Below are 25,598 nucleotides of genomic sequence, written 5' to 3'. Positions count from 1 at the left end.
GGGATCACGGCCGGGCCACGTACGAGCCCGGGGATCTGATGACCCACCAGCCCGAACCCACCCTGCCCGGCGTCCTCGCCATCGACGCGGGCAACTCCAAGACCGACGTCGCCCTGATCGGCCTCGACGGCACCGTCCTCGGCACCGCACGCGGGGGCGGATTCACCCCCCACACCGTCGGCGAGGCGGCGGCCGTCGCCGGACTCGCCCCGCTGGTCGAGGAGGCTGCGGCGGCGGCCGGCCACGACGGCTGGAGCGGCGTGCTCACCACCCACGTCAGCGCCTGCCTCGCCAACGCGGACCTCCCCGTCGAGGAGGACGGGCTGCGCCGCGCGCTGGAGGCGCACCCGTGGGGCCTCGACAACACCGTCGTCAACGACACCTTCGGCCTGCTGCGCGCCGGCACCGACGGCCCGTGCGGCGTCGCCGTCGTCTGCGGCGCCGGGATCAACTGCGCCGGCCTGCTGCCGGACGGGCGCACCGCCCGCTTCCCCGCCCTCGGCGAGCTCACCGGCGACTGGGGCGGCGGCGGGGGCCTGGCCGTCTCCTCCATGTGGCACGCCGTCCGCGCCGAGGACGGCCGCGGCGGCCCGACGGCCCTGGCCGGCGCCATCGCCGAGCACTTCGGCCTGCCCAGCGCGGGCGCCGTCGCGGAGGCCGTCCACCTCGGGCACCTGCCCGGGGCGCGACTGCACGAGATCGTCCGGGTGCTGTTCGCCGTCGCCCGCGAGGGGGACGAGGCGGCGCTGCGGCTGATCGACAGACAGGCGGACGAGATCGTCCGGCTCGCCGTCGTCGCCCTCACCCGCCTCGACCTGCTCGACACCCCCGCCCCGGTGGTGCTCGGCGGCGGGGTGCTCGCCTCCCGTCAGCCGCTGCTGCTGGACAACGTCACCGCCCGCCTCGCCGAGGCGGCGCCGCTGGCCGAGCCCCGGGTGGTCGTCGCGCCGCCGGTGCTGGGCGCGGCCCTGCTCGGGCTCGACCACCTGGCGGCCGGCGCCGACGCCCAGGCGCGGGTGCGGGCGGCGTACGAGGTGTCCGCCTGACGCCCCCGAACCTCCCGCCCCCGCCCGGGCCGCACCCCGGGCGGGGGCGGGAACCGTCGAGCGGTTGTTCGACGTGTTCCCCGGTACGGACCTCAGCCGACAGCGGGGAGACTTGTGCCATGGCCGTGCCCCGTACCCTCGTCGTCGCCGCCCTCCTCGGCTGTACCGCCATGGCGGCCCTGACCGCCTGCGACCCCGCCGACGACGGCCCCACCGTCACCGCCGCCTCCGCGGCGGCGGCCGCCGACGACCACGGGCAGGACCCGCTGGCGGACGACTTCGACGACTACGACGACTTCGGGGACCTCGGCGACCCCGGCGACCCCGGGGACGGCAACGAGCTCGACGCCCCCGCCCCCGCCCCCGCCCCGGGCTGCACCACGCCCGCCCCCGCGCCCGGCCACCAGGTGATGCTCGTCGTCACCGCCGACGCCTCCGAACTCACGGCCCGCCCCGCCGGCTACTCCTGCCCCCGGACCCGCTACCTCCCCACCGGCCCCGCCGTCCACTACGGCTTCGCCGCCGACGGCGTCACCGCCACCCTCGCCGACCGCCCCCGCCCCGTCCCCCTCGACGAACTGATCGACCACCTCAGCGACTGCCTCGCCGCCCAGGACCCGGCCACCTGCCACGACAACGCCTACGACGTCACCCTGGACGACCACGGCCGCATCTCCCGCATCGGGGAACTCGCGCAGCCGTAGCGGGATGTGACGGGCCTGCGGGTGAACCCGGCGCAAGGACGGAGGGCCCGCACGAGTCCCGCATACGGTGGAGAACCGACCGTCAACTGTTGGCATTCTGCTGCGCTACGCGTGTCACCACCGCGCCGAGCTGCGGGGTTTTGGCGTTAGCTACGTTCGGGTGGGTTTTCTTTACGTCCGGGCTCGTTGACCCGGTTTCGGCGGCTCTGGTTTGCTTCGGGCGGTCGGCGGCGATCGGTGATCACCACCCCACGGAGCGGAGTCGATGTGCGGTCGGCTCCCGCCGGTCCTCGCTGTCCTCCACCCCCATGCGTCCCCCACAGTGCCGTCGCCTCCCACCGGTGTGCGCCGGCACGAGAGAGGAACCCTCACTATGGGCATCTCCCCCACCTCCCGCCCGAACCGGACCCGGGCCCTGACCGGGCTGAGCGCGCTGGCCCTGGCCGCGACCGGGTTCGCGGCGGCGCCGGCCGCGCAGGCGGACCAGCCGGTCCGCGAGACGGCCGGGCACAGCCACCCGTACCGGCACGGCGTCCACCCGACGAAGGAGGCGGCCGCCGGGGCCTCCGCCCAGCGCACCTCGAACCTGCGCTTCGGCGGGGGTGTCGACGGGATCGGCGTCACCACCGGCACGCCCAAGGTCTACCTGGTCTTCTGGGGCACCCAGTGGGGCGCCCAGGGCACGGACGCGAGCGGCTACACCACGCTGACCGGGGACCCGGTGGGCGAGGCCGTGCGGGCGCAGCAGCTGTTCAAGGGCCTGGGCACCAACGGCGAGACCTGGTCCGGCGTCATGACGCAGTACTGCCAGGGCGTCGCCAAGGGCGCGACCAGCTGCCCGTCCACGGCCGCGCACGTCGCGTACCCGTCGGGCGGCGCGCTGGCCGGGGTCTGGTACGACAACGCGGCGGCCGCGCCCGGGCAGGCCACCGGCAACCAGCTGGCCGCGGAGGCGGTGAAGGCGGCCGGGCACTTCGGCAACACCACGGCGGCCGCCAACCGCGACGTGCAGTACGTGGTGCTCTCGCCGACCGGCACCCACCCGGACGGCTTCAACACCTCGACGGGCAACTTCTGCGCCTGGCACGACTGGAACGGCGACACCACCCTGACCGGCGGCGCGGCCACCAGCCCGTACGGCGACGTGGCGTTCACCAACGACCCGTACGTGACGGACATGGGCACCTCCTGCGGCCAGAACTACGTCAACAGCGGCAGCGCGGGCACCCTGGACGGGGTGACGATGGTCTACGGGCACGAGTACTCCGAGACCATCACCGACCAGAACCCGGCGGGCGGTTGGACGGACTCCAGCGGCAGCGAGAACGCCGACAAGTGCGCCTGGAAGGGCACCGGCGGGGTCGGCGGGGCGCAGAACGTGGCGATGGCCACGGGCTCCTTCGCCATGCAGGGCACCTGGGCGAACGACGCCTCGGGCTGCGAGATCTCGCACCCGGTCGTTCCCTGATCCCCTGAGCCCCTGATCCCCTGAGCCCCTGAGGAAGACCGCCGGGGCCGGTCGTGTGGGACCGGCCGCGGCTCCGCCGTCAGCCGACCAGCCCGAACTCGTAGGCCTGGATGACGAGATGGACGCGGTCCCGGGCGTCCAGCTTGCTGAACAGCCGGGCCACGTGCGCCTTGGCGGTGGCCACGCTGATGGTGAGCTCGGCGGCGATCTCCGTGTTGGACAGGCCCCGGCCGACGAGGGTGAGCACCTCGCGTTCGCGCTCGGTGACGCTCTCGGTGACGGGCCTGCGCGCGGGCTCGGCCGGCTGCTGCGGCCGGGCGGCGAACTCCGCGATCAGCCGCCGGGTGATGGCGGGGGCGATCAGGGCGTCCCCGGCGGCGACGGTGCGGACACCGTCGAGGATGGTCTCCAGGGCGAGGTCCTTGACGAGGAATCCGGCCGCGCCGGCCCGCAGGGCGCCGTACACGTACTCGTCGTCGTCGAAGGTGGTGAGGACGAGGACGTGGGTGGGCAGTCCGGGGTCGGCGGTGATCCGGCGGGTGGCCTCGATGCCGTCCATCCCGGGCATCCGGATGTCCATCACGGCGACGTCGGGGCGCAGCCGGGCGACCAGGTCGACGGCCTCGGCGCCGTCCCCGGCCTCGCCGACCACCTCCAGGTCGGGGGTGTCGGCGATCAGCACCCGCAGGCCGGTGCGGATGAGCGGCTGGTCGTCGACCAGAACGACACGGATCACGGGGTCACCTCTTCTACGGGCAGGGGCAGTCGGGCGGCGACGCGGAAGCCGCCTTCGAGGCGCGGCCCGGCGCTGAACTCGCCGTGCAGCAGGGCGACCCGCTCGCGCATCCCGGCCAGGCCGTAGCCGGTGCCGGTGCCGCTGTGAGGCGCGCCGGTGCCGAGGTCGACGACGCTGAGCGCGAGGCCGCCGGCGCCGTACTCGACGCTGACGTGGCAGTCGCGGGTGCCGGAGTGCTTGACCACGTTGGTGACGGCCTCCTGGACGATCCGGTACGCGGCGAGGTCCACCTCGGGCGGCAGCGCCCGGGCCTCGCCGCTGCGGGTGAGCGCGACGCGGACGCCGGCCCCGGCGGTACGGGTGACCAGGCGGTCCAACTCGGCCAGCCCCGGGGCGACTTCGAGTGGTGCGGCCTCCGCCTCGGCCTGGCGCAGCGCGCCGAGCATCCGGCGCAGACCGGCGAGGGTCTCGCGGCTGGTGGTCTCGATGGCGTCGAGCGCGGTGCGGGTCTCGGCGGGCTGGGTGTCCATCACGCGGCGGCCCATGCCGGCCTGGATGGCGATGATGCCGATGCTGTGGGCGACCATGTCGTGCAACTCGCGGGCGATGCGCAGCCGTTCTGCGGTGATGGCCTGGGCGGCCGCCTGGCCGCGCAGGGCCTCGCTGTGGGCGCGGCCCTGGTGGACGGTGTTGCCGATCAGCCAGGCGATGGCGGTGACGGCGCCGAAGCCGAGGTAGACGAAGGGGTTGGCCCCGCCACCGGTCAGCAGGCCCACCAGGTACAGCACAGTGAGGGTGCCCATCGGCAGGGCGAGGGCGGTCAGCGAGGCACGCCGGGGGCGGGTGGCGGCGCAGTAGCCGACGACCGCGTCGGCGATCAGGAACTGCAGCGGGGCCGCCTCCTGGACCCTCCACATGCCGATCGCGTAGAGAGCGCCCGCGAGCGCCACCGCGATGGCGAGCAGGGGCAGCCGGACGAGGAAGGTGGCGACCAGGGTGGTGACGACGGCGGTGACCACCAGCGGCATGTCCTCGGGGTTGCCCTGGTAGACGAACAGCAGCTCCAGCTCCCGGTCGCGGGTGAAGCAGCGGAACACCACGAGGGTCGTCCAGAACGCCGCCACCCACACGCCGGGCGGCAGGCGCCGGAGCAGCGGCGGGCGGGGCTCGGTGATCATGACGCGATGGTAGCCGCGGGCACCGGGCCGCCGCATTGGCCCGGGGGTGTAATCCCGGGGACCGGTGCGGGGGCGGAGGGTTGTGTTCCGCCGCCCGATGCCGGGCGGGGGCGGGCGGCGGCACTGTTGTCCCCGTGATCGAGATCGAGCGACTGACCAAGAGGTACGGCGCCACCACGGCCGTCGACCAGCTGAGCTTCACCGTCCGGCCCGGCGCCGTCACCGGCTTCCTGGGCCCCAACGGCGCGGGCAAGTCCACCACCCTGCGCATGGTCCTGGGCCTCAACTCCCCCACCTCGGGCACCGTCACCGTCGACGGGGTCCCCTTCGCCGGCCGCCCTCGCGGCCTGCGGCACGTCGGCGCCCTGCTGGACGCCTCGGACGTGCACAGCGGGCGGACGGCCCGGGCGCACCTGTCGGCACTGGCGCGCAGCAACCGCATCCCGCTCGGGCGGGTGGAGGAGGTCCTCGCGGAGGTGGGCCTGGCCAAGGCGGCCGGGCGGCGCATCGGCGGGTACTCGCTGGGCATGAAGCAGCGCCTGGGCATCGCCGGGGCCCTGCTGGGCGATCCGCCGGTGCTGCTGTTCGACGAGCCGCTCAACGGGCTGGACCCGGAGGGCGTGCTGTGGGTGCGCGGGCTGTTCCGGCGGCTCGCCGGAGAGGGGCGGACGGTGTTCGTCTCCAGCCACATGATGGCGGAGATGGAGCACACGGCCGACCACCTGGTGGTGATCGGGCGCGGGCGGCTGATCGCGGACCAGAGCCTGGCGGAGTTCTCCGCACGCAACGCGGTGACGGGAGTTGCCGTCCGTACACCCGAACTGGCGCTGCTGGAGCCGGTGTTGCTGGCGGAGGGGGCCGAACTGCGGCGTACGGAGCCGGAGTCGGGGATCGTCACCGGGCTGCCGGTCGAGCGGATCGCCGAACTCGCCCTGCGGCACGGGGTGGTGCTGCACGAGCTGACCGCCCGGACGCCCTCCCTGGAGTCCGCGTTCATGTCCCTGACCGCCGACAGCGTCGAGTACCCGGCTGGAGAGACCCGATGAGCACCTTCGCTGTTGAACCGAGGCCCCGGTTCGTCGACCTGCTCGCCGCCGAGTGGATCAAGCTGCGCTCGCTGCGGTCCACCTACTGGGTGCTGGCCCTCGCCTCGCTGGTGGCGATCGGCGTCAACATCAACGCGGTGCACAGCGACCTGACCTACATCGACAACCCGCCGCCGCTGATGCCCGGCGCGAAGGCATTCCTCTACGACCCGCTGTACCACGGCCTCAGCAGCATCTCGAGCGAGCTGATGACCGTCGCGGCCGGCTCGCTGGGGGCGATCACCGTGTTCGGCGAGTACACCACCGGCATGATCCGCACCACCTTCGCCGCCGTCCCCGACCGGCGGGGCGTGATCACGGCCAAGGTGCTGCTGATCACCGGGCTCACCACGCTCGCCGGGCTGGTGGTGGCCTTCGGGTCCTTCTTCGCCACCAACGCGATGCTGGCCTCCCGGCACGTCGGGCTGTCCATCGACGACGACGGCTGCCTGCGCGCCGTCCTCGGGTACGCGGCGATCGTGCCCACCTGCGCCCTGATCGGCATGGCGCTGGGGGCACTGCTGCGGCACGCCACCGCCTCGATCGTGTCGATGGTGGTGACGCTGTTCATCCTGCCGCTGATGTTCGGCGGGGACCGCTACGAGTGGCTGAAGAGGATCGGCGACCACCTGCCCACCCACACGGTGGCGCGGCTCACCCTGAACCCGCACTCGCACACGACGATGGGGAAGAACCCGCCGACGGTGCTGGACGCCTGGATCACCATGGGCATGTGGGCGGCGGTCGCGGCGGCGGTGACGGTGGCCGTGGTACGGCGCCGGGACGTGTGAGCGCGCTCAAGGGATGATCTGCGCGCAGATCATCCCTTGAGTGGCCGCGGCGGGGGCCTGGATCAGGTACCAGGTGGCGTCGTGGCTCATGGGCGGCCACGGTACGGCCCTCGCGGGTTGCCCGGCGGGCGGGGGGCGGGTTACACACGGGGGAACGAAAGGTTCCCCACCCATGTCCCTGGTCAACTTCCGCGACGCCTCCCTCCTCAGCGACCCGGAGGGCCTGCGCATACGCCCCGGCGTGCTGTACCGCTCCGCCCAGCCCTTCCCCGCCGCCGACGAGGCCGTCGTCGCCCAGCTGCGCGGCTGCGACATCCGCACGATCGTCGACCTGCGCAACGTCCACGAGACCGACCCCGGCGACTGGGCCGCCGCCCGGGCCGCCGGGATCGCCGTCGTCGAGGCGCCCGTCGACCCGGCCACCGACGGCCTCACCGAGCGGCTGCGCACCATGGCCACGGCCACCGACCTCGGCGAGTACTACGTGCAGCTCGCCGTCTCCGCCCCCCGGGCCGTCGCGGCGGCGGTGGAGGCGGCGGCCCGGCCGGGGGCCGTCCTGCTGCACTGCGCGGCGGGCAAGGACCGTACGGGCCTGGTCACGGCCCTGCTGCTCGACCTCCTCGGGGTGCCGGCGGAGCGCATCGTCGCCGACTACGCCCGCACGGCGGACGCCCTCCCGCAGATCTTCGCCGGGCTCGCCCGCCGCCACCGCACGGCCCTCAACGACCGCACCCTCACCGTGCCCGCGCCGCTGCTGGAGGCCCCGGCCGAGGCCATGGCGGTCTTCCTCGCCCAGGTCCACACCCACCACGGCGGCGCCGCCGCGTTCCTCCCCACCTGCGGGGTACCGACGAGCACCCTGGCCACCTTCCGCACCAAGGCGACCCCGGCGGCCTGACCGGCGGGCATGCCGGGGCGCCGGGGCGAGGCACACGGGGCGAGAACCACCCCGGCGCCGGCGAACGCCCGGTGGGGGCGGCCCGTCCGAACCGCCACCGACTCCCCCGCGCCCCGGCCACCCGCGGGGGCGCGGGGGCGCGGGTGGCAACGCCCGAGGTGGGCGAGCACCGGCCGGCCGTCGCCCCGGTACCCGCGCCCCTCCTCTCCCCACGGGCGGGGCGGCGGACGGCTGGTAGGTTCGGCAGTCGCAATTGTCTCTTTGGCGACAACGGGGTGGGCGGCACAAGGTGGCCGAGGGCATCGAGCACGACATACCGGCCGAGCTGACGGAGGCGTACCTCCTGCTGCTCGCGGACGCGTCCCGGACGGGGCGGCTGTTGCGGCGGGACGAGCTGGAGGGCCTGCGCAAGCTGGGCGAGCACTGCGCCGAGGCCGGGTACGGGCTGCGGGCGGTGGTGGCGCACTGCCTGGCCGCCGCGCGCCGGGCGTGGCAGACGCTGCCGGGTTCGGCCGGTGCCGTGAGCGTCGCCGAGCTGCGCCGCACCGGGGACGCCGTGCTGGCCGCCACCGATGCCGCGCTGGCCGCACTGGGCGAGGGTCACGAGCGCGCGCAGCGCATGGCCGTGCGCCAGGAGGAGGCGGCGCGGCGGGAGTTCATCGACGACCTGCTGTACGGGCGCGGCGACCTGGGCCTGCTGGCCGAGCGCGCGGAGCGCTTCGGCCTGCGGCTGGCGGGCGCGTACGCGGTGGCGGTGGCGGTGGGCGAGGAGCCGTTCGAGGACGTGCATCCGCTGGTGAACCGGGTGGAGCGGGAGCTGGTCGGCCGTTTCGGCGAGCGGGACGTGCTGCTGGCCAGCAAGCAGGGCCGACTGGTCTGCATCGCCCCCGAATCGGAGCGCGCCGTCCTGGACGCCTTCGCGGACCTGACGCTGCGCCCGGGCCCGGGCTACCGCCCGGTGGTGCGGGTGGCGACGGGCCGCCGGCACTCGGGGGCGAGCGGGGTGCTGCGCAGTTACGAGGAGGCGCTGGACGCCCTGGACTACGCGGGCCGCCTGGATCTTCCGGCCAGCAACCTCAGGGCCGAGGAACTGCTGGTCTTCCCCGTGCTGATGCGCGACCGGGCCGCGATGGCGGACCTGGTGGGCAGCGTGCTGGGCCCGCTGACGGAGTCCCGGGGCGGCGCCCGTCCCCTCCTGGACACGATCGTGGTGCACTCCGAGTCGGCGTACGTCAACGCGGAGGCGGCCCGACGGCTGGGGCTGAGCGTGCGCACGCTGAGCTACCGCCTGGAGCGCATCAAGGCGTTGACGGGCTACGACCCGGCGGACGCGTTGCAGCGCTTCACCCTGGAGACGGCGGCGATGGGCGCCCGGCTGCTGAACTGGCCCGAACAGCCCCTGTAGGCACAGGTCGGCAAACCCCTGCGGCCGTCCCGTCGCCCGCCTGTTGCACAGCTGTGGCAGTGTCACCGGCCACGCGCGTACCCGGGTGTCAAAGCGCCGTAAAGATTGCCGGAACCTGGCAATGTGCGAACGCCCCCTCCGCTGTCACGATCTCCGTGGCGCCGAGGAACGGTGCAGGTACGGGGAGACGGGGGAGCGTGGCCGGGATGGGGGGATTCGTCGCGGCCGCGCTGGCTTTTCCGACCGCGCTGTTCAGTTTCGCGCTGGTGGTGGTCGTCGGGTACTGGCTGGTGATGCTGCTCGGCGGACTCGGGTTCGACGCCCTGCACGGGGGGCACGGCGTCGGACACCACGCGGGTCATGTCGATCACGTCGGTCACGTGGGCCACGGTGCCGGGGGGCACGGGGGCCACGGGGGGCACGGCGCCGCAGGTCATGAGGGTGCCGGGGGGCACCACGGCCGGGGGGACGCGGCGCACGGAGGTCCCGACTCCCACCACCACGGGGGCGTGCTGGACGCGCTGGGGCTGGGCGGGGTGCCCGTGACGGTGGCGGTCTCGCTGCTGGTCGCGATCGCCTGGTTCGTCAGCCTCGCCGGGACGGTCCTCACCTCGGGGGCACCGGCGCGCGGCGGGGTCTTCGCCGTCGCGCTGGTCGCCGCCTGGGCCGGCACCCGGCTGATCGTCCGGCCGCTGTCGCGGCTGTTCCCCGAGGACCGGCCGGTCACCCGGAGCGATTTCGTCGGCCGGGTCTGCGTGATCCGCACCGGCCGGGTGACTGCCGACTTCGGGCAGGCGGAGGTGCGGGCCGAGGACGGCTCCACCGCCACCGTCCAGGTCCGTACGGCCCCGGAAGGGGAAGCCCCCGGCCTCACCGTCGGGAGCACGGCCCTGATCTTCGACTACGACGAGGAGCGCGAGCACTTCCTGATCGCGCCCTTCGACCCTTCACCGCCCGGCATCTGATGAAGCGTCACATGCCGGGCTCTCACTCGCACCACCTCGTCAGAAGGACTCCGTGATGGACACCATCGCCGTGGGTTTCGGCGTGCTCGTCGCCGTCGTGCTGCTCATCCTGCTCGCCGTCCTGCTCTTCGTCGGCCGACTGTTCCAGAAGGTCGAGCAGGGCAAGGCGCTGATCGTCTCCCGGACGAAGAAGGTGGACGTCACCTTCACCGGCGCGATCGTGCTGCCGGTCCTGCACAAGGCCGAGTTGATGGACATCACGGCGAAGACGGTGGAGATCCACCGGGCCGGCCGCGACGGCCTGATCTGCCGGGACAACATCCGGGCGGACATCCGGATCTCCTTCTTCGTCCGGGTCAACAAGACCGTCGAGGACGTCGTCAAGGTCGCGCAGTCGATCGGCACCGTCCGCGCCAGCGACCCGCAGGCGATCCAGGACTTCTTCGCGGCGAAGTTCGCCGAGGCGCTCAAGACCGTCGGCAAGCAGCTGGACTTCACCGACCTCTACACCCACCGGCACGAGTTCCGGGACCAGATCATCGCGATCATCGGCACCGACCTCAACGGCTACACCCTCGAGGACGCGGCGATCGACCACCTCGAACAGACGCCGATGAGCCAGCTGGACGGCGACAACATCCTCGACGCCCAGGGCATCCGCAAGATCACCGAGCTGACGGCGATCGAGCACGTGCGCACCAACGAGTACCAGCGCACGGAGGAGAAGGAGATCACCCGGCAGAACGTGGACGCCCGGGAGACCGTCCTGGAGCTCCAGCGCCGCCAGGCCGACGCCGAGATCCGCCAGCGCCGCGAGATCGAAACCCTGCGGGCCAAGGAGGACGCGGTGATCTCCCGGGTGCAGGAGGAGGAGCGGCTCACCGCCCAGACCGCGTTCCTGCGCACCGAGGAGCTGCTCGGGGTGCAGCGCGAGAACCAGGCCCGCGAGGTCGCGGTGGCGCAGAAGAACCGCGAGCGGGTGATCGCCGTGGAGAACGAGCGGATCGAGAAGGACCGCCTGCTGGAGGTCGTCGGCCGGGACCGGGAGACCGAACTGGCCGTCATCGCCAAGGAGAAGGAGGTCGAGTCCCGCCGGCGCGAGGTCGCGGACGTGGTGCGCGAGCGCATCGCCGTGGACCGTACGGTCGCCGAGCAGGAGGAGGCCGTCAAGACGCTGCGCGCCACCGAGGAGGCCGAGCGGATGCGCAAGGCCGTCGTCATCCAGGCGGAGGCCGAGGCGCAGGAGAAGCTCGTCAAGGACATCAAGGCCGCCGAGGCCGCCGAGCAGGCGGCCGCGCACAAGGCCCGCGAGGCGCTGGTGCTGGCCGAGGCCCGGCAGAAGGCCGCCGAGCTGGACGCGGCGGCGAAGGTCCGCCTGGCCGAGGGCATCCGGGCGGAGGCCGCCGCCGAGGGGCTGGCCCGGGTGCAGGTGCGGGAGCAGGAGGCCGCGGCGGTGGAGAAGGTGGGCCGCGCCGAGGCCGCCGTGCAGACGGAGAAGGCGAAGGCCGCCGCGCTGGAGATCGGCGCGAAGCTCAAGGCGGAGGCCGAGGGCCTGACGGAGAAGGCCGCGGCGATGGCCAAGCTGGACGAGGCCTCGCGCGGGCACGAGGAGTACCGGCTGCGCCTGGCCGCCGAGAAGGACGTCCGCCTGGCCGGCCTGGACGCCCAGCGGCAGATCGCCGAGGCGCAGGCCGCGCTGGTCGCGGCGGGGCTGGAGAAGGCGAAGATCGACATCGTCGGCGGGGACTCGGTGTTCTTCGACCGGCTGGTGCAGTCCGTCTCGGCGGCCAAGAGCGTGGACGCCTTCGTCGAACGCTCGCAGACGGCCCAGGTGCTGGCCGGGCCCTGGCTGGACGGATCGGCCAGCTTCACCGAGGACCTCACCCGGGTGCTGTCCTCCGTCTCCACCGCCGACGTGCAGAACCTGACCGTCTCGGCCCTGTTGATGAAGATGATCGGCGGCGGGGGCGAGCAGGCCGGGCAGCTGCGCCAACTGCTGGACTCGGCGAAGAAGTTGGGCATCGCGGAGACGCCGATCGGAGCCCTGGCCTCCGCCAACGGCTCCCGGTGACCCGCCCCACGCCCTGATCGAGGAACACGACCGAGGAACACGCCCGTGGAAGCCCCCGCCCCTGCCGCCGACACCCGGCTCGACGCCGGCACCTACGAGGTCCTGCGCGGCCGGCTCGCCCGGGCCGCCGCCGAACTCGCCGACCGTGCACAGGCGTTGAACGCCCGCAGGGTCGAGGAGTTCGGCGGCGGGGAGCTGCGGCTCACCGGCACCGGGCGGCTCACCACCGAGAGGCCCTGCCTGCCGCAGGACCTCACCGCCGCGGGCGGGCTGCTGCTGCTCGGCACCCGCCCGTCCGCTCCCGGGTCCGACGCCGGAGGCGCCGGGGAGGCCGGAGCGGAGGCCCTCTCCGTCCACCACGCGGACCTCTCCCCCGCCCCCGCCGGGGGCACCCTGCTCGACGACCCCCGGCTGCGCCAGGACCTCGACGACCTGCGGCGCTACTTCCGCGACGCCCGCCTGGAGCGGCTGCGCCCCGCCGGCGGCCGCCTGCTCGCCGTCTTCCGCACCGGTCCGGACGCCGCCGACGTCCGGGTGCTGCGCTGGCTCGACCCCGGTGAGGGGCAGCCGACCTACCACGACGGCCGTGGCGAGCGCGACCACACCCCGGCCGACGGGCAGCAGCTCGCCTGGACGGCGCTCACCCGCGACGACCAGCTCCCCGCCGCCCCCGGCACCGCGCCCCGCGCCGACCTCGCGGGCGAGCTGCACCTCGCCGTGGACGGCGGGACGCTGCGCCTGCTCGCCCCCGACGGCCGCGAGCTGCACCGCGAGGCGCTCGCCGAGGCCCTCCAGACCCTCGCCGACGCGCAGATCGCCCACGCCCGGCTCGCCACCCTGCTGCTCGTGCGCGTGCGCCCGTACCAGGAGGAGACCGTCCGCCACCTGGTCGTCCACCTGCCCACCGGCGCCGTCACCCGCATCGACGCCCTCGGCCAGGCCTGCCTGCGCCTGCCCGCCGACCAGGGCGTGGCCTTCCCCGGCGGCTGCCACCTCGCCGACGGCACCGTGCGCGTCTTCGACCAGCCCGTGGACGGCCTGGCGTACGAGCGCACCGTCGTCTCCCCCAACGGCGAGGACGTGCTCTACGAGTTCCGCTCCCCCGCCGACGGCCGCGCGCTGCTCCAGCCGTACAACTCCGTACGCCAGGAGGCCGCCGCCCCGCTCGCCTGCCAGGGCTACGCGCTGCTCGAGGACGGCCTCCTCGTCGCCCTGCGCCCCGCCGAGGACGGGCCGAGCCGGCTGCACCCCGTCCAGCTCTGGCGGACCCCGTTCACCAGCGAGCGGCACGCCGCCGAACAGCCGCTCGGCACCGGGCCGTTGGCGCGGATCGGCAACGCCGACCTCGTCCGGGGCCTGGCCGACTGCCTGGCCCTGGCCCGTCTCGCCGCCGCCGGGGCCGACACCCCCGCCGGCCACCGCGCCGTCCTCGCCGCCTGCACCCGCACCGCCGACCGGCACCACTGGCTCGGGCAGCCCGGCCTCGGCGACCTGGCCGCGCCGCTCGCCGAGATCGGCGACACCGCGCGGCGGGTCGTCGCCGAGTACGAGGCGATCGCGCAGCTCACCGCGCACGCCGCCGACCGGGTCGCCACGACCGCCGAGCACGTCGAGGGCCTGCTGCGCACCGCGCGCGGCGAGACCCTCGCCGACGCCGCCGAGTGGGTCGACCGGCTCACCGGGCTGCGCCGCGCCCAGGGCCGGGTGGAGGCGCTGCGCGAACTGCCCCGCGTGGACGGCGCGCGGGTGGACGCGCTCGCCGAGGAACTGGTCGCCGGTCTGGCCGAGGCCGCCGGACGGGCCGTGGGCCAACTCGCCGAGCCCGGCGCCTTCGAGCCCCACCGCGAGCGCGCCGCCGAACTCGCCTCGTGGTGTGCGGACATCGCCACCGCCGCCGAGGCCGCTCCGCTGTTCGAGCGGCTCGGCGAGCAGAGCGAGGCCCTGCAGACCGTCTCCGAACTCGTCGGCACCCTCGACCTCGCCGACGCCACCACCCGCACCGCCATCCTCGACCGGCTCGCCGACGTGCTCGGCCTGCTCAACCGGGCCCGCGCCGCCCTGACCGTACGGCGTCGCGAGCTGCGCACCCGCGAGGCCGCCGACGAGTTCGCCGCCGAGACGGCCCTGCTCGCCCAGGCCGTCACCGCCGCCCTCGCCGCCGCCGACACCCCCGAGGCCTGCGACGACCGGCTGGGCCGACTCCTGCTGCGCGTCGAGCAGTTGGAGACCCGCTTCGCCGACGCCGACCCGACCTTCGGCGAGCAGCTCACCGAGCGGCGCACCGGCATCCACGACGCCCTCACCGCCCGCCGCCAGCACCTGCTGGAGGAGCGCGCCCGCCGCGCCGACCGGCTCGCCGAGTCCGCCGGGCGCATCCTCGACACCCTGCACCGCCGGCTGGCCGCCCTCGCCACCGCCGAGGAGATCGACGCCGCCTTCGCCGCCGACCCGACGGCCGTCAAACTCCGCGAACTGGCGGACCAGTTGACGGAGCTGGGCGACCGCGTCCGGGCCGAGGAGCTGGCCGGGCGGCTGCGCGCCGCCCGCAGCCGCGCCCACCGCGCGCTGCGCGACCGCGCCGAGCTCGCCGGGGACGGCCCCGGCACCCTGCGCCTGGGCCGCCACCTGTTCGCCGTCACCACCCAGCGGCCCGAACTCACCCTGCTGCCCTGGAAGGGCCGCCCCGCCTTCACCCTCACCGGCACCGACTACCGCTCCCCCGTCACCGACCCGGCCTTCGCGGCCACCGAGCGGTACTGGTCGCGCCCCCTGCCCTCGGAGACCCCGGCGCTCTACCGCGCCGAGTACCTGGCCGCCGCCCTGCTGCTGGCCGCCGAGCCGGGAGCGCTGTCCGCCGACGCCGCCCTGCCGGACCTCCTGGAGCACGTCCGCCTCGCCGCCGAGCAGCGGCCCGACGAGGGCTACCAGCGCGGCGTCCACGACCACGACGCGGCGCTGCTGCTGCACGCCCTGCTCGAACTCGACGCCGAGGCGGGCCTGTTGCGCCACCCGGCCGCCGCCCGGGCGGCGGCCCAGCTGTACTGGGCACACGGCACCGACGAGCGCCGACGCCTCGTCTGGCACACCCGGGCCCGCTCACTGGGGCTCGCCCGCCAGGCGTACGGCCCCTCGGCGGCCCTGCGGGCGCTGGCGGAGGAGCTGGAGGAGGCCGTCGCCGCCTTCACCGGCGACTCCCTGGGCGCCGGCGCACACCTGGGCGCCGGCGCGTACCTGACCGCCGAACTCGCCGCCGCCGCACCGGTGTTCGCCCACTCGGCGGGCGCCGCCGCCCTGCTCGACAAGTTCCGCGCCGCCCCTGAGTCCGCCGGTCTGACGGAGGCCCTCGCCGCCCTGCCCGAGGAGCCCGAGCTACTGCCCGTACGGCGCCAACTCGCCGACGCCTGGCTGGAGTCGGCCGCCGCCGACGCCGACCCGGGCGACCGCGCCGAGGCCGCCGCCGCCCTGCTCTGCCCCGCGCTGCCGCGCCGCCCCGCCGAGGGCGCCGTCGGCGTACGGGTGACCGGCCTGCTCGGCGACCACCCGCGCGCCAGCGGCGGCGCCCTCGACCTGCGGCTGGACGAACTGCTGGCCCGTGTCAGGGAGTTCGAGGCCGTCGAGGTGCCCGGCCACCGCGCCTACCAGCGCCTGCGCGCCGACCTCCTCGCCGCCGAGCACGACCGGCTGCGGCTCGACCACTACCGGCCCGCCCCGCTCAACGGCTTCGTCCGCAACCGGCTCATCGACCAGGTGTACCTGCCGCTCGTCGGCGACAACCTCGCCAAGCAGCTCGGCACGGCGGGCGCGGGCGGCCCGGTGGACCGCAGCGGCCTGCTGCTGCTCGTCTCCCCGCCCGGCTACGGCAAGACCACCCTCGTCGAGTACCTGGCCGAGCGCCTCGGCCTGCTGCTCGTCTCCGTCAGCGGCCCCGCCCTGGGCCACCGCGTCACCTCCCTCGACCCGGCCGAGGCCCCCGACGCCACCTCCCGCCGCGAGGTCGAGAAGATCAACTTCGCCCTGCACGCGGGCGACAACGTCCTCCTCTACCTCGACGACGTCCAGCACACCTCGCCCGAGTTCCTCCAGCGCTTCATCCCGCTGTGCGACGCCCAGCGCCGCGTCGACGGCGTCCACGACGGCGAGGCCCGCGAGTGGGACCTGCGCGGCAAGCGCTTCGCCGTCGTCATGGCCGCCAACCCGTACACCGAGTCCGGGCGGCTCTTCCGCCTGCCCGACATGCTCGCCAACCGCGCCGACGTCTGGAACCTCGGCGACGCCGTCGCCGGGCGCGAGGACCTCTTCGCGCTCAGCTTCGTCGAGAACGCCCTGCCCGCCAATCCTCACCTCGCCCCGCTCGCCACCGCCGGCCGGGAGGACCTCGACACCCTCCTCGCCCGCGCCTCGGGCACCCCCGGCGGGCAGCTCACGGCCGCCTGGCCGGCCGCCGAGGTCGAGCGGATGACGGCCGTCCTCGCCGGGCTGCTCCACCTGCGCGGCACCGTCCTGGCCGTCAACCGCGCCTACCTCGCCTCCGCCGCCCAGGACGACCGCGCCCGCACCGAGCCGCCGTTCCTGCTCCAGGGCTCCTACCGCAACATGGCCAAGCTCGCCCAGCGCCTCGACCCGGCCCTCACCGGGCCCGAGCTGGACGCCCTCCTCGGCGACCACTACCGCGCCGAGGCCCAGCCCCTGGGCGCCGACGCGGAGGCGCAGCTGCTCAAGCTGGCGGAGCTGCGGGGCGTGCTGACGCCGGAGCAGGCGCGGCGCTGGGAGGAGCTGAAGCGGGTGTGGCGGGGGGTGTAGGGCGGAGGGGGTGTACCTAGCTACACCCCCATTCGTGAAGCGCCGTCCATTGAGCAGGGCTCTTCTCCGCTGCTGAAATATGATCATGAACAGCAGCACGGCCCTCGCCGTCGAACTCCGCTCCGTCCGCCGGACCTACCGGCGCGGCCCCGAGCCGGTCCTCGGCCTCGACGAGGTCAGCCTCGGCTTCCCCTTCGGCACCTTCACCGCCGTCATGGGCCCCTCCGGCTCCGGCAAGTCGACCCTCCTGCGCGCGGCCGCCGGGCTGGAGGCCGTGGACGGCGGCGAGGTGCTCGTCGACGGCACCGTCCTCGGCGGGCTGCGCGACAAGGCGCTGACCGTGCTGCGCCGGGAGCGGATCGGCTTCGTCTTCCAGTCCTTCAACCTGCTCCCCGCCCTGACCGCCGCCCAGAACGTCGCCCTCCCGGCCAAGCTGGCGGGCCGGCGCCCCGCGCCCGCCGAGGTCCTCGCCGCGCTGGCCGCCGTCGGCCTCGCCGACCGCGCCGGTCACCGGCCGGGCGAGCTGTCCGGCGGGCAGCAGCAGCGCGTGGCCATCGCCCGGGCGCTGCTCACCCGCCCCGCCGTGCTGCTGGCCGACGAGCCCACCGGCGCCCTGGACACCCGCAGCGGCCGTGAGGTCCTCTCCCTCCTGCGCGGCATGGCCGACGACCCCACCCGGGCCGTGGTCATGGTGACTCACGACCCGTACGCCGCCTCCTACGCGGACCGGGTGGTCTTCCTGCGCGACGGCCGGCCGGCGGGCGCCCTGGAGCGGCCGACCGTCGAGCAGATCGCCGCCCGGATGACGGCGCTGGAGACGGCATCCGAGGAGGCCCTCGCATGCTGACCCTCGCCCTCGCCTCCGTCCGGCTGCGCTGGGCCTCCTTCGTCGGCAGCTTCGTCGCGCTGGCCTGCGGGGTCGCCCTGATGGCCGTCTCCATCCTGGTCATCGCCGCCACCGCCGACGTCCCCGACCAGGGCCGCCAGCGCTTCTCCGGGGCGCCCGTCCTGGTCGTCGCGAACCGCAGCGTCGACGTCGCGACCACCGGCGGCGAGGTCGAGCCGACCCCCGTCGCCGCCCAGCCCGGCCTGCCGCCCGAGCTGATCGCCGCCGTCGCCGCCACCGGCCGTACGGTCGAGGACCGCACCTTCTACGCGCAGACCGCCGACGGCCCGGCCTCGCAGGTCGGCCGCGCCTGGTCCGCCGCCGCCGTGGGCGGCTACCGGCTGACGGCCGGGGCGGCCCCCGCCTCCGACGACCAGGTGGTCCTGGGCGGCGGGAGCCCGGAGCAGGTCGGGCGGAGCGTCCGCTTCGTCACCGCCGACGGGCCGCACACCGCGATCGTCTCCGGCGTCACCGAGGCGGAGCCGTTCGAGCACGCCCTCTTCTTCACCGACGCCCGGGCGAGCAGGTTGTGCCCCGCCGTCGGCGTGCTGGCCGCGTACGGGCCCGCCGACGCGGTGCGCCGAGCCGTGGCCGCCACCGGCGGCGACCACGCGGCCCGCGTCCTGACCGGCGCCGAGCGCGCCCAGGCCGACCCGCACCACATCGAGGTCGCGAGCCGCCTGGAGAACGTGCAGACCCCGCTGGGCCTGTCCGCCGCGGTCTCCGGCGGCACCGCCGTCTTCGTGGTGGCCGGCACCTTCGCCCTCTCCATCGCCCAGCGCCGTCGCGAACTCGCGCTGCTGCGCCTGATCGGCGCCACCCGCCGCCAACTGCGCTCCCTCGTCCACCGGGAGGCGCTGGTCGTCGGCCTGCTGGCCTCCGCCGCCGGGTGCGCGGCCGGTGCGGCCGGGGCGGCGCCCGCGGCTCACTGGCTGGTCGAACGCGACCTCGTCCCGGCCGACTTCACCGTCCCCGTCACCGCGTGGGCGCTGCTGACCGCCGCCGCGCTCGGCCTGCTGACGGCGCTGGGCGGAGTGCTGCTCTCCTCCCTCAAGGCCGGGCTGGTCAGCCCCGGGGACGCCCTGGCCGAGGCCGACCTCGACCGCCACTCGCGCGGCGTGCTGGCCCTGCGCTGGGCGGGCGGCCTGCTGGTGCTGGGCGGCGCGCTCGCGGCCGTCGCCCTCACCGCGAAGTACTGGCCGGACGCGGCGGCCAACGCCGCCGACGCGCTGAGCCTGCTGCTGGGCGTCGTCGCCGGGTGCGTACTGCTGGCGGGCGTCCTGGCCGGTCCGACGGTCCGGCTGCTGACCCTGCTGCCCGCCCTCTCCTCCCGGCTGCGGACCTCGGTGACCTGGTCGACGGCCCGCCAGAACGCGCTCACCTCCTTCCGGCGCACGGCCGCGACCACCACCCCGATCGTGCTGATCGTCGCCTTCGCGGGGTGCCTGCTCGGCAGCATCGGCACCATCAACCGCGCCCAGGCCACCGAGGTCCGCAACCGCCTGGCCGCCGCCGACTTCGTCGTCACCCCCGCCGGCACCCCCGGCCTCAGCCGCGCCGTGGTGGACCGCGTCGGCGCCGTCCCCGGCGTACGGGCGGTGGCGACCACGCCGACCTCGCTGATGGCCCCCGTCGTGGACGGCCAGGCGCTCGCCCCCTTCCGCGCCGCCTCGGCCGACCCGGCCGCCCTCGCCGAGGTCGACCGCCTGCCCGTCGTCGCGGGCTCCCTCACCGACCTCCGACCCGGCTCCGTCGTCCTCAGCCGCACCTGGCCCGGCTCCCCGCAGGTCGGGCAGCAGGTGTCCGTCCTGCTCGCCGACGGCACGCCCCGCTCGCTGCGCGTCGCCGCGCTGCTCGGCACCGGCTCCGAGGCCGTCCAGGCCTGGGTCACCCCGTCCGACGCCGTCACGGGCGGCGTCGGCGGCCCGGCCCTGGCCGACCGCGTCGACCTGCGGCTGCTGCCCGGCGCCGACCGCGAGCAGGCCGCCGCCGCGCTGCGCACCGCCGTGGACGGGCTGGGCGCGCGGGTCGTCACACCGCGCGAGGTGTGGTCGGCCGCCACCGACAGCACCGAACAGGCCGCCTGGAACGCCCTGTTGATGATCCTCGGCCTGGCCATCGGCTACGCGGCGATCGCCCTCGCCAACTCCCTCGTCATGACCGTCGCCGACCGGCGGCGCGAGTTCTCCCTGATGCGGCTCTCCGGCGCCACCCGCGCCCAGGTGCTGCGCACCGTCGCCGTCGAGACCCTGCTCTGCGTGGCGGCCGGCACCGCGCTCGGGGTGCTCGGCACGGCCCTCAGCGTCGGCGGCTCCTGGGCCGCGCTGACGCACCTGATCGGCCCGACCCCGGCCGTCGTCCCGTGGGCGGTGATGGGCACCCTCGCCGCCGGCTGCGCGGTGATCGCCCTGGTGGCGGCGCTCCTGCCGGCCGCGCTCGCCCTGCGCGAGCCGCCGCTCGCGGCGGTCTGACGGTCGCGGCGGTCTGACGGTCGCGGCGGTCTGACGGTCTGACGGGCGCTCGGTCGCTCTCTAGCGCCCCCGGAGGCCGTCCAGGACGAGGTCGGCGAGCCGCTCCGGCAGGTCCGGCTCGATCCGGCCGTGGCCGAGCAGGGCCCGGGTCTGGAGCGGGGCGCAGAGCAGTTCGACGGCGAGGTCGACGTCCGTCCCCGGCGGGAGTTCGCCGCGCTCCACCGCCCGCCGGACGACGGCGCCGACCTGGTCGAGGCGGGTGCGCCAGAAGGTCTGCCAGGACTCGGCGAGTTCCGGGTCCTCCGCGCCGAAGGCGGCGGCCCGGGCGACGGCGCCGCCGAGCGGGGTGGCCAGGTAGTCGGCCAGCGCGCGGGCGAAGGCGGCCAGGTCGGTGCGGACGGCGCCGGTGTCGGGGACGGGCATGCCCTCGTCGCTGGCGGTCAGCATGGCGTCCAGCGCGAGCTTCTCCCGGCTGCCCCAACGCCGGTACACGGTGGTCTCGTTGACCCCGGCCCGGGCGGCGACGTCGGCGATGCTGAGGCGGGCCGGGCCGCCCTCGGCCAGCGCCTCCATGGCCGCCGCCAGCACGGCCTGCCGCACCCGCGCGGCCCGTCCGCCGGGGCGGCGGCGGATCGTCGGTTCGGGCTCTTCCTCGGTCATGGGTCGACCACCTCCGGACTCACCTTAACACAATCCCCCTTGCTTTTACCTCCACCCGAGGCGCATAGTCGTTAACGCAACAGTCACGGCTTTAAGAGCTTCACGAGCATCGGCAGGAGGCACCACCATGCCCTTCACCTGGCCCCTCGACCCCCAGGACCTGTTCACCGAGCGCCACCCCCAGATGACCCTCGCGCTCCCCGCCGCCGAGGTGGACGCCGTACGCGCCGCCGTCACCGACATGTGGCCCGACCGGCCCGGCGGCTGGGTGCACGAGTGGTCCGCCCTCGCCGCCCGGCACGCGGCGGCCGGGCGCCACCGCGAGGCCGCGCAGGCCTACGGCTGGGCCAAGTTCCCCACGCTCGCCGACGAACCGAAGCGCACCGCCCAGGCCCGCCAGGTCGAGCAGTACCTCCTCGCCGCCCCCGGCTTCCCCGTGGAGTTCGAGCGCCGCACGCTCACCGTCCCGTACGGCGGCGGCACGGTCGACCTCCCCGTCCACCTCATGGCCGCCCCCGGGCTGCCCGCCGACGCCCCGGTCATGCTGGCCAGCGGCGGCGTGGACTCCTGGAAGGTCGACCTGCACGACATGTGGGAGCGGCTCGCGCTCGCCCTGCCCGTACGGCTGCTGCTGTTCGACATCCCCGGCACCGGCGAGACATCCCACGTGCCGATGACCCCGGACGGCGGCGCCAAGGTCATCGACGGCCTCATCGCGTACGCCCGGACGATCGGCAACGGCCGGGTCGGCCACTTCGGCCTCTCCATGGGCGGCTACTACTCCGCCCGCAGCGGCCTCACCGGCGCCGTCGACGCGGCGGTCGACCTCGGCGGCCCCGTCGAGCACGCCTTCGCCCGCGGCCGGGGCTTCGCCTACGGCATGGGCGGCATCGTCGGCAACGCCCTCGGCTTCCCCGCGATGCCGACGGCCGCCGAACAGGACGACGCCTTCGCCGCCTTCGACCTGCGCCCCCTCCTCGACCAGGACCTCAACTCCCCGATGCTGGTCCTCAACGGCGCCGACGACGTCCACGTCCCCCAGCACGACACCCTCGTCTTCACCCCCCGCCGCCACACCCACGTCACCCTCCTCCCCGACACCGGCCACTGCGCCATCTCCCGCTTCGACGACGCCATGCGCATCACCATCCCCTGGCTCCGCACCACCCTCTGCCCCTGACCGGCCCCACGCGGGGCGCCCGGCCCACCGGGCGCCCCACACCCCGTCCCATCAGCGCGGGGATCTCTCACAGCCGATGAGCGGAAACGGCGGCGTGCTAGCGTGGCGCGATTTCCTCCCCCCTGACGAAACGTGGACCGGCATGCCCCCCGAGCACCCGTGGCCGCTGGACGAGACACCGTGGCCGAGCGGAGCCGCGCTGGCGTACGGGGAGGTCGTCACCCTCACGACACCCGACCCCCCGCAGCCCGAACTGGGCGCCATCGGGCCCGAGTTGCTCGGCATGCGCGGCGTGGTCACCTCCTGCGAGATCCGCCCGGACGGGCCGGTGTACTCCGTCGAGACGGACGACGGCAGCCCGTGGCGCCTGCGCCCCGAGTTCCTCGCCGGAACCGGGCAACTGCACCCCGGCATGACCCCCCGCCACCGCAGCGACCTCCCCGACGGCACCCGGGTACGGATCACGGCCGGCGGCCTCATCGGCGAGGTCACCGGCATCTGGCACGAGAGCGCGCTGGAGCCACCGAAGGGCTACGTCGTGGAAGTGGACGAGGAGACGCACTGCGTCCTCCCGGACGAGATCGAGATCCTCTGACCAGCCCGTCCGACGAACCCACAGATCCGCGCAATAGCTGTACGGGCGGCCACCCAGCAGGTGGCCGCCCGTACAGCATCGGTCAGGCAGTGAGTGCAATGTCCAGGTACGCCTGTACCGGCTCGAAGAGTCCGTACGGCACGTATTCGGGGATCTCCGCCAGCGCCACCCACGCGAGCTGGTCCAGTTCCTCCGTGTCGACCACCTCGGCGGTACCGCTGACGACCTCGCAGGCCGTGTACGACATCCGCCGGCCGGTCTTCGGATGCACACGCTCGCCCAGGAGCTTGACGGCGGCCACGCCCAGTCCGGTCTCCTCCGCCGTCTCGCGGACGGCCGCCTCCTCGGGCGACTCGCCGGCCTCGATCTCACCGGCCGGGAACTGCCAGGAGAGCTGGCCCTCGCTCACTCGTCGCCTCACCATCAGAACGCGGCCTTCGTGGACCACGATCGCAGCGGCAATTCCCGGGCGTTCCTCCGCAGTCGGCTGTGTCACGTCTACTCCTCTGATGGTTCCAGGACGGGTAGGAAGATCGTTTCGGTGTCTATGAAACGGCGGGGCCTGCGCGGCTGACGGGCCGCACCGGCGGCTCTCTCGTGCGTGGCGTCGAGGAGCTGCTGCATCTCGCTCCTCGGTACGACGGAGGGGTCAGCGTGCCACGCGGCCACCGTTCTCACTGCGATTCCGAGCGGAGCTGAACCATGCACCGGTACACCGGGGCGCCGTCCCAGGACGGCGTCATGGCACCGACGTCCTCGTAGCCCAAGGCTTCGTACATCCGGACGGCCGCCTTCGCCTCCGGGCGGACCGCCAGGGTGACCCGCTCAGCCTCCACGCCTGCGAGCACAGCCGCATGCAACTCCCGCCCGAGCCCGCGACGCCGGTGTTCGGGAGCCACTGCGATCTCCCGGATCACGAACGTGCGCCGCCCGTCCTCCCGCGTGAACTCAGGGTCCAGCCCGAGACTGTCCCACCACCGACTGTTCGACTGGAGGAGCACCCCGAAGGCGAACCCCACCAACCCGCCCGATCGCACGAGAACCAGCCGGAACCCCGGCATCGTCCGGAACCTGTCGTACCCCTCCAGGAAGTCCGCCAGGTCACGCGGCCCCTCGAAGTAGGGCGCCTCCGCGAACACCCGCTCGTACAGCGGGGCGATCTCGTCCAGCACCCGGGCCGCGCCACCGGCGTCGGTGACGGTCTCGAAAGCGGGATTCTCCACGGCTCTACTCCTAGGCGATCAGGTGGGCAGTGCTGGCGGCGGCGAGAGACGGATCAAGGGCTTCGAGGCGGGAGCATGCCTCCTGCATCGAAGTCCGGGCCCGACCCGATGAGACCTCAGTCAGCAGCACGGCCCCCGAGGCGATTTCGTGAGCAGCTTCCTCAGCCTCCCCTGCCTGCGCGAGGGCCCCGGCCAGGTTGAAACGCACCAGTGCCTCGTTCCGCGCGTAGTTGGTCTCCTGGTACCCGAGTGAGCGCTTCAGCCATTGAACAGCCGCCTTGTGATGCCCGGCCTCAGTGAACAGCGAAGCCTGCGCGAGAGCCAGCTCCGCAGGACCATGGAAGACAGCCCAGTCGGGCACCGATCGCGTACCGCGCTCCTGCTCGTAGCACCGGGTGGCTTGCGCGAGGGTCGAGCGCGCGTTCACATGGTCACCGAGCATCGCCAGTGCTCGTGCTTCCCTCGTCATCAGAATCGAGACCAGCGAGGGCGGAGCCCACACTCGGGCCTTCTCTTGAGCACGACGGGCAAGGTCGAGGGCCTGCGCCGGCTCGCGTTCGCGGAGGTTCATCAGCGCCATCGAAGCCAACACCACCACAGCAAGCGAGTCGTCCTGCAGCTCCTCAGCGCGCACGAGGGCATGGTGCCAATACGTCTGGGCGCGGCTGATGTCGCCGGCGTCGAAAGCCAGCCATGCAACGTGCTCCGCCGTCTCCCCAGCGATCAGCCGAAGCTGCCTGCCGATCGTGCTGGGGTAGCTGGTCGTGGCGATGAGCCGCTCGGCACGGGCCAGGTGGGCCTGCGCGAGCGGGCCGACGGTGGCACCGCCGAACCGATCATCCAGGCCGTAGAGGGAGGCAAGACCAGATCGCAGATCCATGACGGCCTCGATGCCGATCCGAGGTTGGGGGATGGCAGCGGTAGCGGCAGCGCCACCGGCCAAAGCTAGGAACGATCGGCGGTTCACGTCTTCTTCCAACTCCTCTCGAGGTGTCAGCGCGGTTCCTGATCTGCGATGGTCAGGGACGGTGAAGCCGGCTTGCTCCAACGGGATACCCAGCATCGCCTCGAGAACGCGCTGACGCCCTGGCTGTGGGCATGGAGGCAATGGCTGCCGCCAGCGATGGAACTGGCGATCACTCACCTCCTCGTTCTCGCCCAGCTTGCGCGCCGTCGCTGCGTACACCTGCCTGAATCTCGCGGGGCCGCCCCAGCCGAACTCAGTGCACAGGCGCGTGAATTGCGTCTCCACATCGCAGACCGTAACTCGCCGACTGCTGGCTGTGCAGAGCTCCATGGGCGAAAAAGTCCGTCGAAAAGTCCGCCCCTCCCTCGCCATTGATCTTTCGGTGGCGGTCAACTAGTGAGCGGCCATCCGGAGTGACGAGGAAATTACTCCTAGTCACATCTTCCTCGCATGGCGCTCATCGAGCTGC

General features: G+C 74.3%; 20 protein-coding genes. 14 read left to right on the top strand and 6 right to left on the bottom strand.

Annotation, left to right across the window (positions count from 1 at the left end; genetic code table 11):
• Window positions 1-38 precede the first annotated feature (38 nt).
• The 3 genes from ACIRRS_RS33605 to ACIRRS_RS33595 all read left to right on the top strand — a co-directional run bounded on the left by ACIRRS_RS33605 (window position 39) and on the right by ACIRRS_RS33595 (window position 3,218).
• Window positions 39-1,046: an N-acetylglucosamine kinase gene (locus tag ACIRRS_RS33605; protein WP_402979134.1), complete on the top strand. Its 1,008-nt coding sequence runs from the start codon at window positions 39-41 to the stop codon at window positions 1,044-1,046.
• A gap of 119 nt (window positions 1,047-1,165) precedes the next feature.
• The gene (locus ACIRRS_RS33600; RefSeq protein ID WP_402979131.1) at window positions 1,166-1,750 is read left to right on the top strand and encodes a hypothetical protein; all 585 of its coding nucleotides are present in this window, start codon (window positions 1,166-1,168) and stop codon (window positions 1,748-1,750) included.
• A 373-nt stretch (window positions 1,751-2,123) separates the two neighbouring features.
• On the top strand, window positions 2,124-3,218 hold the full coding sequence (locus ACIRRS_RS33595; protein ID WP_402979128.1) for a hypothetical protein: 1,095 nt from the start codon (window positions 2,124-2,126) through the stop codon (window positions 3,216-3,218).
• A 79-nt stretch (window positions 3,219-3,297) separates the two neighbouring features.
• On the opposite strand, the gene ACIRRS_RS33590 is transcribed toward ACIRRS_RS33595, so the two are convergent.
• Window positions 3,298-3,954 carry a response regulator gene (locus ACIRRS_RS33590; protein WP_402979125.1) on the bottom strand — a complete coding sequence of 219 codons (657 nt, stop codon included), beginning with the start codon at window positions 3,952-3,954 and terminating at the stop codon, window positions 3,298-3,300.
• Window positions 3,951-5,132, bottom strand: coding sequence for a sensor histidine kinase (locus ACIRRS_RS33585; RefSeq protein ID WP_402979122.1), 1,182 nt, complete (start codon window positions 5,130-5,132; stop codon window positions 3,951-3,953). Before ACIRRS_RS33585 ends, ACIRRS_RS33590 begins: the two co-directional genes overlap by 4 nt.
• Before the next feature lie 134 nt (window positions 5,133-5,266).
• Between ACIRRS_RS33585 and ACIRRS_RS33580 the strand changes: the two genes are divergently transcribed.
• The 9 genes from ACIRRS_RS33580 (at window position 5,267) to ACIRRS_RS33540 (ending at window position 20,504) form a co-directional block, all read left to right on the top strand.
• Window positions 5,267-6,178 carry an ABC transporter ATP-binding protein gene (locus ACIRRS_RS33580; protein ID WP_402979119.1) on the top strand — a complete coding sequence of 304 codons (912 nt, stop codon included), beginning with the start codon at window positions 5,267-5,269 and terminating at the stop codon, window positions 6,176-6,178.
• On the top strand, window positions 6,175-7,008 hold the full coding sequence (locus tag ACIRRS_RS33575) for an ABC transporter permease (RefSeq protein ID WP_402979116.1): 834 nt from the start codon (window positions 6,175-6,177) through the stop codon (window positions 7,006-7,008). The genes ACIRRS_RS33580 and ACIRRS_RS33575 overlap by 4 nt, the downstream gene beginning before the upstream one ends.
• 172 nt (window positions 7,009-7,180) lie before the next feature.
• A complete protein-coding gene (locus ACIRRS_RS33570; RefSeq protein ID WP_402979113.1) occupies window positions 7,181-7,906 on the top strand; it encodes a tyrosine-protein phosphatase in 726 nt (241 codons plus the stop codon).
• Between the two features lie 289 nt (window positions 7,907-8,195).
• Window positions 8,196-9,311 (top strand): PucR family transcriptional regulator, encoded by a 1,116-nt coding sequence (locus tag ACIRRS_RS33565; protein WP_402979110.1) that lies wholly within the window; start codon window positions 8,196-8,198, stop codon window positions 9,309-9,311.
• Window positions 9,312-9,820: 509 nt separating this feature from the next.
• Window positions 9,821-10,276 carry a hypothetical protein gene (locus ACIRRS_RS33560; protein WP_402979107.1) on the top strand — a complete coding sequence of 152 codons (456 nt, stop codon included), beginning with the start codon at window positions 9,821-9,823 and terminating at the stop codon, window positions 10,274-10,276.
• A gap of 55 nt (window positions 10,277-10,331) precedes the next feature.
• Window positions 10,332-12,347: a flotillin family protein gene (locus ACIRRS_RS33555; protein ID WP_402979104.1), complete on the top strand. Its 2,016-nt coding sequence runs from the start codon at window positions 10,332-10,334 to the stop codon at window positions 12,345-12,347.
• Between the two features lie 45 nt (window positions 12,348-12,392).
• Window positions 12,393-17,147 carry a DNA repair ATPase gene (locus ACIRRS_RS33550; protein WP_402979101.1) on the top strand — a complete coding sequence of 1,585 codons (4,755 nt, stop codon included), beginning with the start codon at window positions 12,393-12,395 and terminating at the stop codon, window positions 17,145-17,147.
• Between the two features lie 85 nt (window positions 17,148-17,232).
• Complete coding sequence (locus tag ACIRRS_RS33545) at window positions 17,233-17,994, top strand: ABC transporter ATP-binding protein (RefSeq protein ID WP_402979098.1); 762 nt, start codon at window positions 17,233-17,235, stop codon at window positions 17,992-17,994.
• Window positions 17,988-20,504 carry an ABC transporter permease gene (locus tag ACIRRS_RS33540; protein WP_402979095.1) on the top strand — a complete coding sequence of 839 codons (2,517 nt, stop codon included), beginning with the start codon at window positions 17,988-17,990 and terminating at the stop codon, window positions 20,502-20,504. The genes ACIRRS_RS33545 and ACIRRS_RS33540 overlap by 7 nt, the downstream gene beginning before the upstream one ends.
• A 60-nt stretch (window positions 20,505-20,564) precedes the next feature.
• On the opposite strand, the gene ACIRRS_RS33535 is transcribed toward ACIRRS_RS33540, so the two are convergent.
• A complete protein-coding gene (locus tag ACIRRS_RS33535; protein WP_402979092.1) occupies window positions 20,565-21,164 on the bottom strand; it encodes a TetR/AcrR family transcriptional regulator in 600 nt (199 codons plus the stop codon).
• Window positions 21,165-21,291: 127 nt separating this feature from the next.
• Here ACIRRS_RS33535 and ACIRRS_RS33530 point away from each other — a divergent pair, with 127 nt between their 5' ends.
• Both ACIRRS_RS33530 and ACIRRS_RS33525 read left to right on the top strand, forming a co-directional pair.
• On the top strand, window positions 21,292-22,344 hold the full coding sequence (locus ACIRRS_RS33530; protein ID WP_402979089.1) for an alpha/beta hydrolase: 1,053 nt from the start codon (window positions 21,292-21,294) through the stop codon (window positions 22,342-22,344).
• Between the two features lie 142 nt (window positions 22,345-22,486).
• Window positions 22,487-22,939, top strand: a complete 453-nt coding sequence (locus tag ACIRRS_RS33525; RefSeq protein ID WP_402979086.1) for a hypothetical protein — start codon at window positions 22,487-22,489, stop codon at window positions 22,937-22,939.
• Window positions 22,940-23,021: 82 nt separating this feature from the next.
• Here ACIRRS_RS33525 and ACIRRS_RS33520 read toward each other — a convergent pair whose 3' ends face one another.
• From ACIRRS_RS33520 to ACIRRS_RS33510, 3 genes are all read right to left on the bottom strand, one after another.
• Complete coding sequence (locus ACIRRS_RS33520; RefSeq protein WP_402979083.1) at window positions 23,022-23,435, bottom strand: NUDIX hydrolase; 414 nt, start codon at window positions 23,433-23,435, stop codon at window positions 23,022-23,024.
• A 178-nt stretch (window positions 23,436-23,613) separates the two neighbouring features.
• Window positions 23,614-24,162: a GNAT family N-acetyltransferase gene (locus ACIRRS_RS33515; protein ID WP_402979080.1), complete on the bottom strand. Its 549-nt coding sequence runs from the start codon at window positions 24,160-24,162 to the stop codon at window positions 23,614-23,616.
• A gap of 10 nt (window positions 24,163-24,172) precedes the next feature.
• Window positions 24,173-25,414: a hypothetical protein gene (locus ACIRRS_RS33510; protein ID WP_402979077.1), complete on the bottom strand. Its 1,242-nt coding sequence runs from the start codon at window positions 25,412-25,414 to the stop codon at window positions 24,173-24,175.
• Window positions 25,415-25,598 lie beyond the last annotated feature (184 nt).

Origin of the sequence: Kitasatospora sp. NPDC101183, assembly GCF_044767945.1 — a bacterium.
GTDB lineage: Bacteria > Actinomycetota > Actinomycetes > Streptomycetales > Streptomycetaceae > Kitasatospora.
The sequence above is the reverse complement of the archived record's forward strand: the minus strand, read 5'-3'. Positions and strand labels throughout refer to the sequence as shown.

Bases quoted from the DNA above. Each gene is read 5' to 3' on its own strand.
- ACIRRS_RS33530 (WP_402979089.1), top strand. From the start codon at position 21,292: ATGCCCTTCACCTGGCCCCTCGACCCCCAGGACCTGTTCACCGAGCGC.
- ACIRRS_RS33540 (WP_402979095.1), top strand. From the start codon at position 17,988: ATGCTGACCCTCGCCCTCGCCTCCGTCCGGCTGCGCTGGGCCTCCTTC.
- ACIRRS_RS33600 (WP_402979131.1), top strand. From the start codon at position 1,166: ATGGCCGTGCCCCGTACCCTCGTCGTCGCCGCCCTCCTCGGCTGTACC.
- ACIRRS_RS33525 (WP_402979086.1), top strand. From the start codon at position 22,487: ATGCCCCCCGAGCACCCGTGGCCGCTGGACGAGACACCGTGGCCGAGC.
- ACIRRS_RS33585 (WP_402979122.1), bottom strand. From the start codon at position 5,132: ATGATCACCGAGCCCCGCCCGCCGCTGCTCCGGCGCCTGCCGCCCGGC.
- ACIRRS_RS33555 (WP_402979104.1), top strand. From the start codon at position 10,332: ATGGACACCATCGCCGTGGGTTTCGGCGTGCTCGTCGCCGTCGTGCTG.
- ACIRRS_RS33595 (WP_402979128.1), top strand. From the start codon at position 2,124: ATGGGCATCTCCCCCACCTCCCGCCCGAACCGGACCCGGGCCCTGACC.
- ACIRRS_RS33535 (WP_402979092.1), bottom strand. From the start codon at position 21,164: ATGACCGAGGAAGAGCCCGAACCGACGATCCGCCGCCGCCCCGGCGGA.
- ACIRRS_RS33605 (WP_402979134.1), top strand. From the start codon at position 39: ATGACCCACCAGCCCGAACCCACCCTGCCCGGCGTCCTCGCCATCGAC.
- ACIRRS_RS33545 (WP_402979098.1), top strand. From the start codon at position 17,233: ATGAACAGCAGCACGGCCCTCGCCGTCGAACTCCGCTCCGTCCGCCGG.
- ACIRRS_RS33570 (WP_402979113.1), top strand. From the start codon at position 7,181: ATGTCCCTGGTCAACTTCCGCGACGCCTCCCTCCTCAGCGACCCGGAG.
- ACIRRS_RS33575 (WP_402979116.1), top strand. From the start codon at position 6,175: ATGAGCACCTTCGCTGTTGAACCGAGGCCCCGGTTCGTCGACCTGCTC.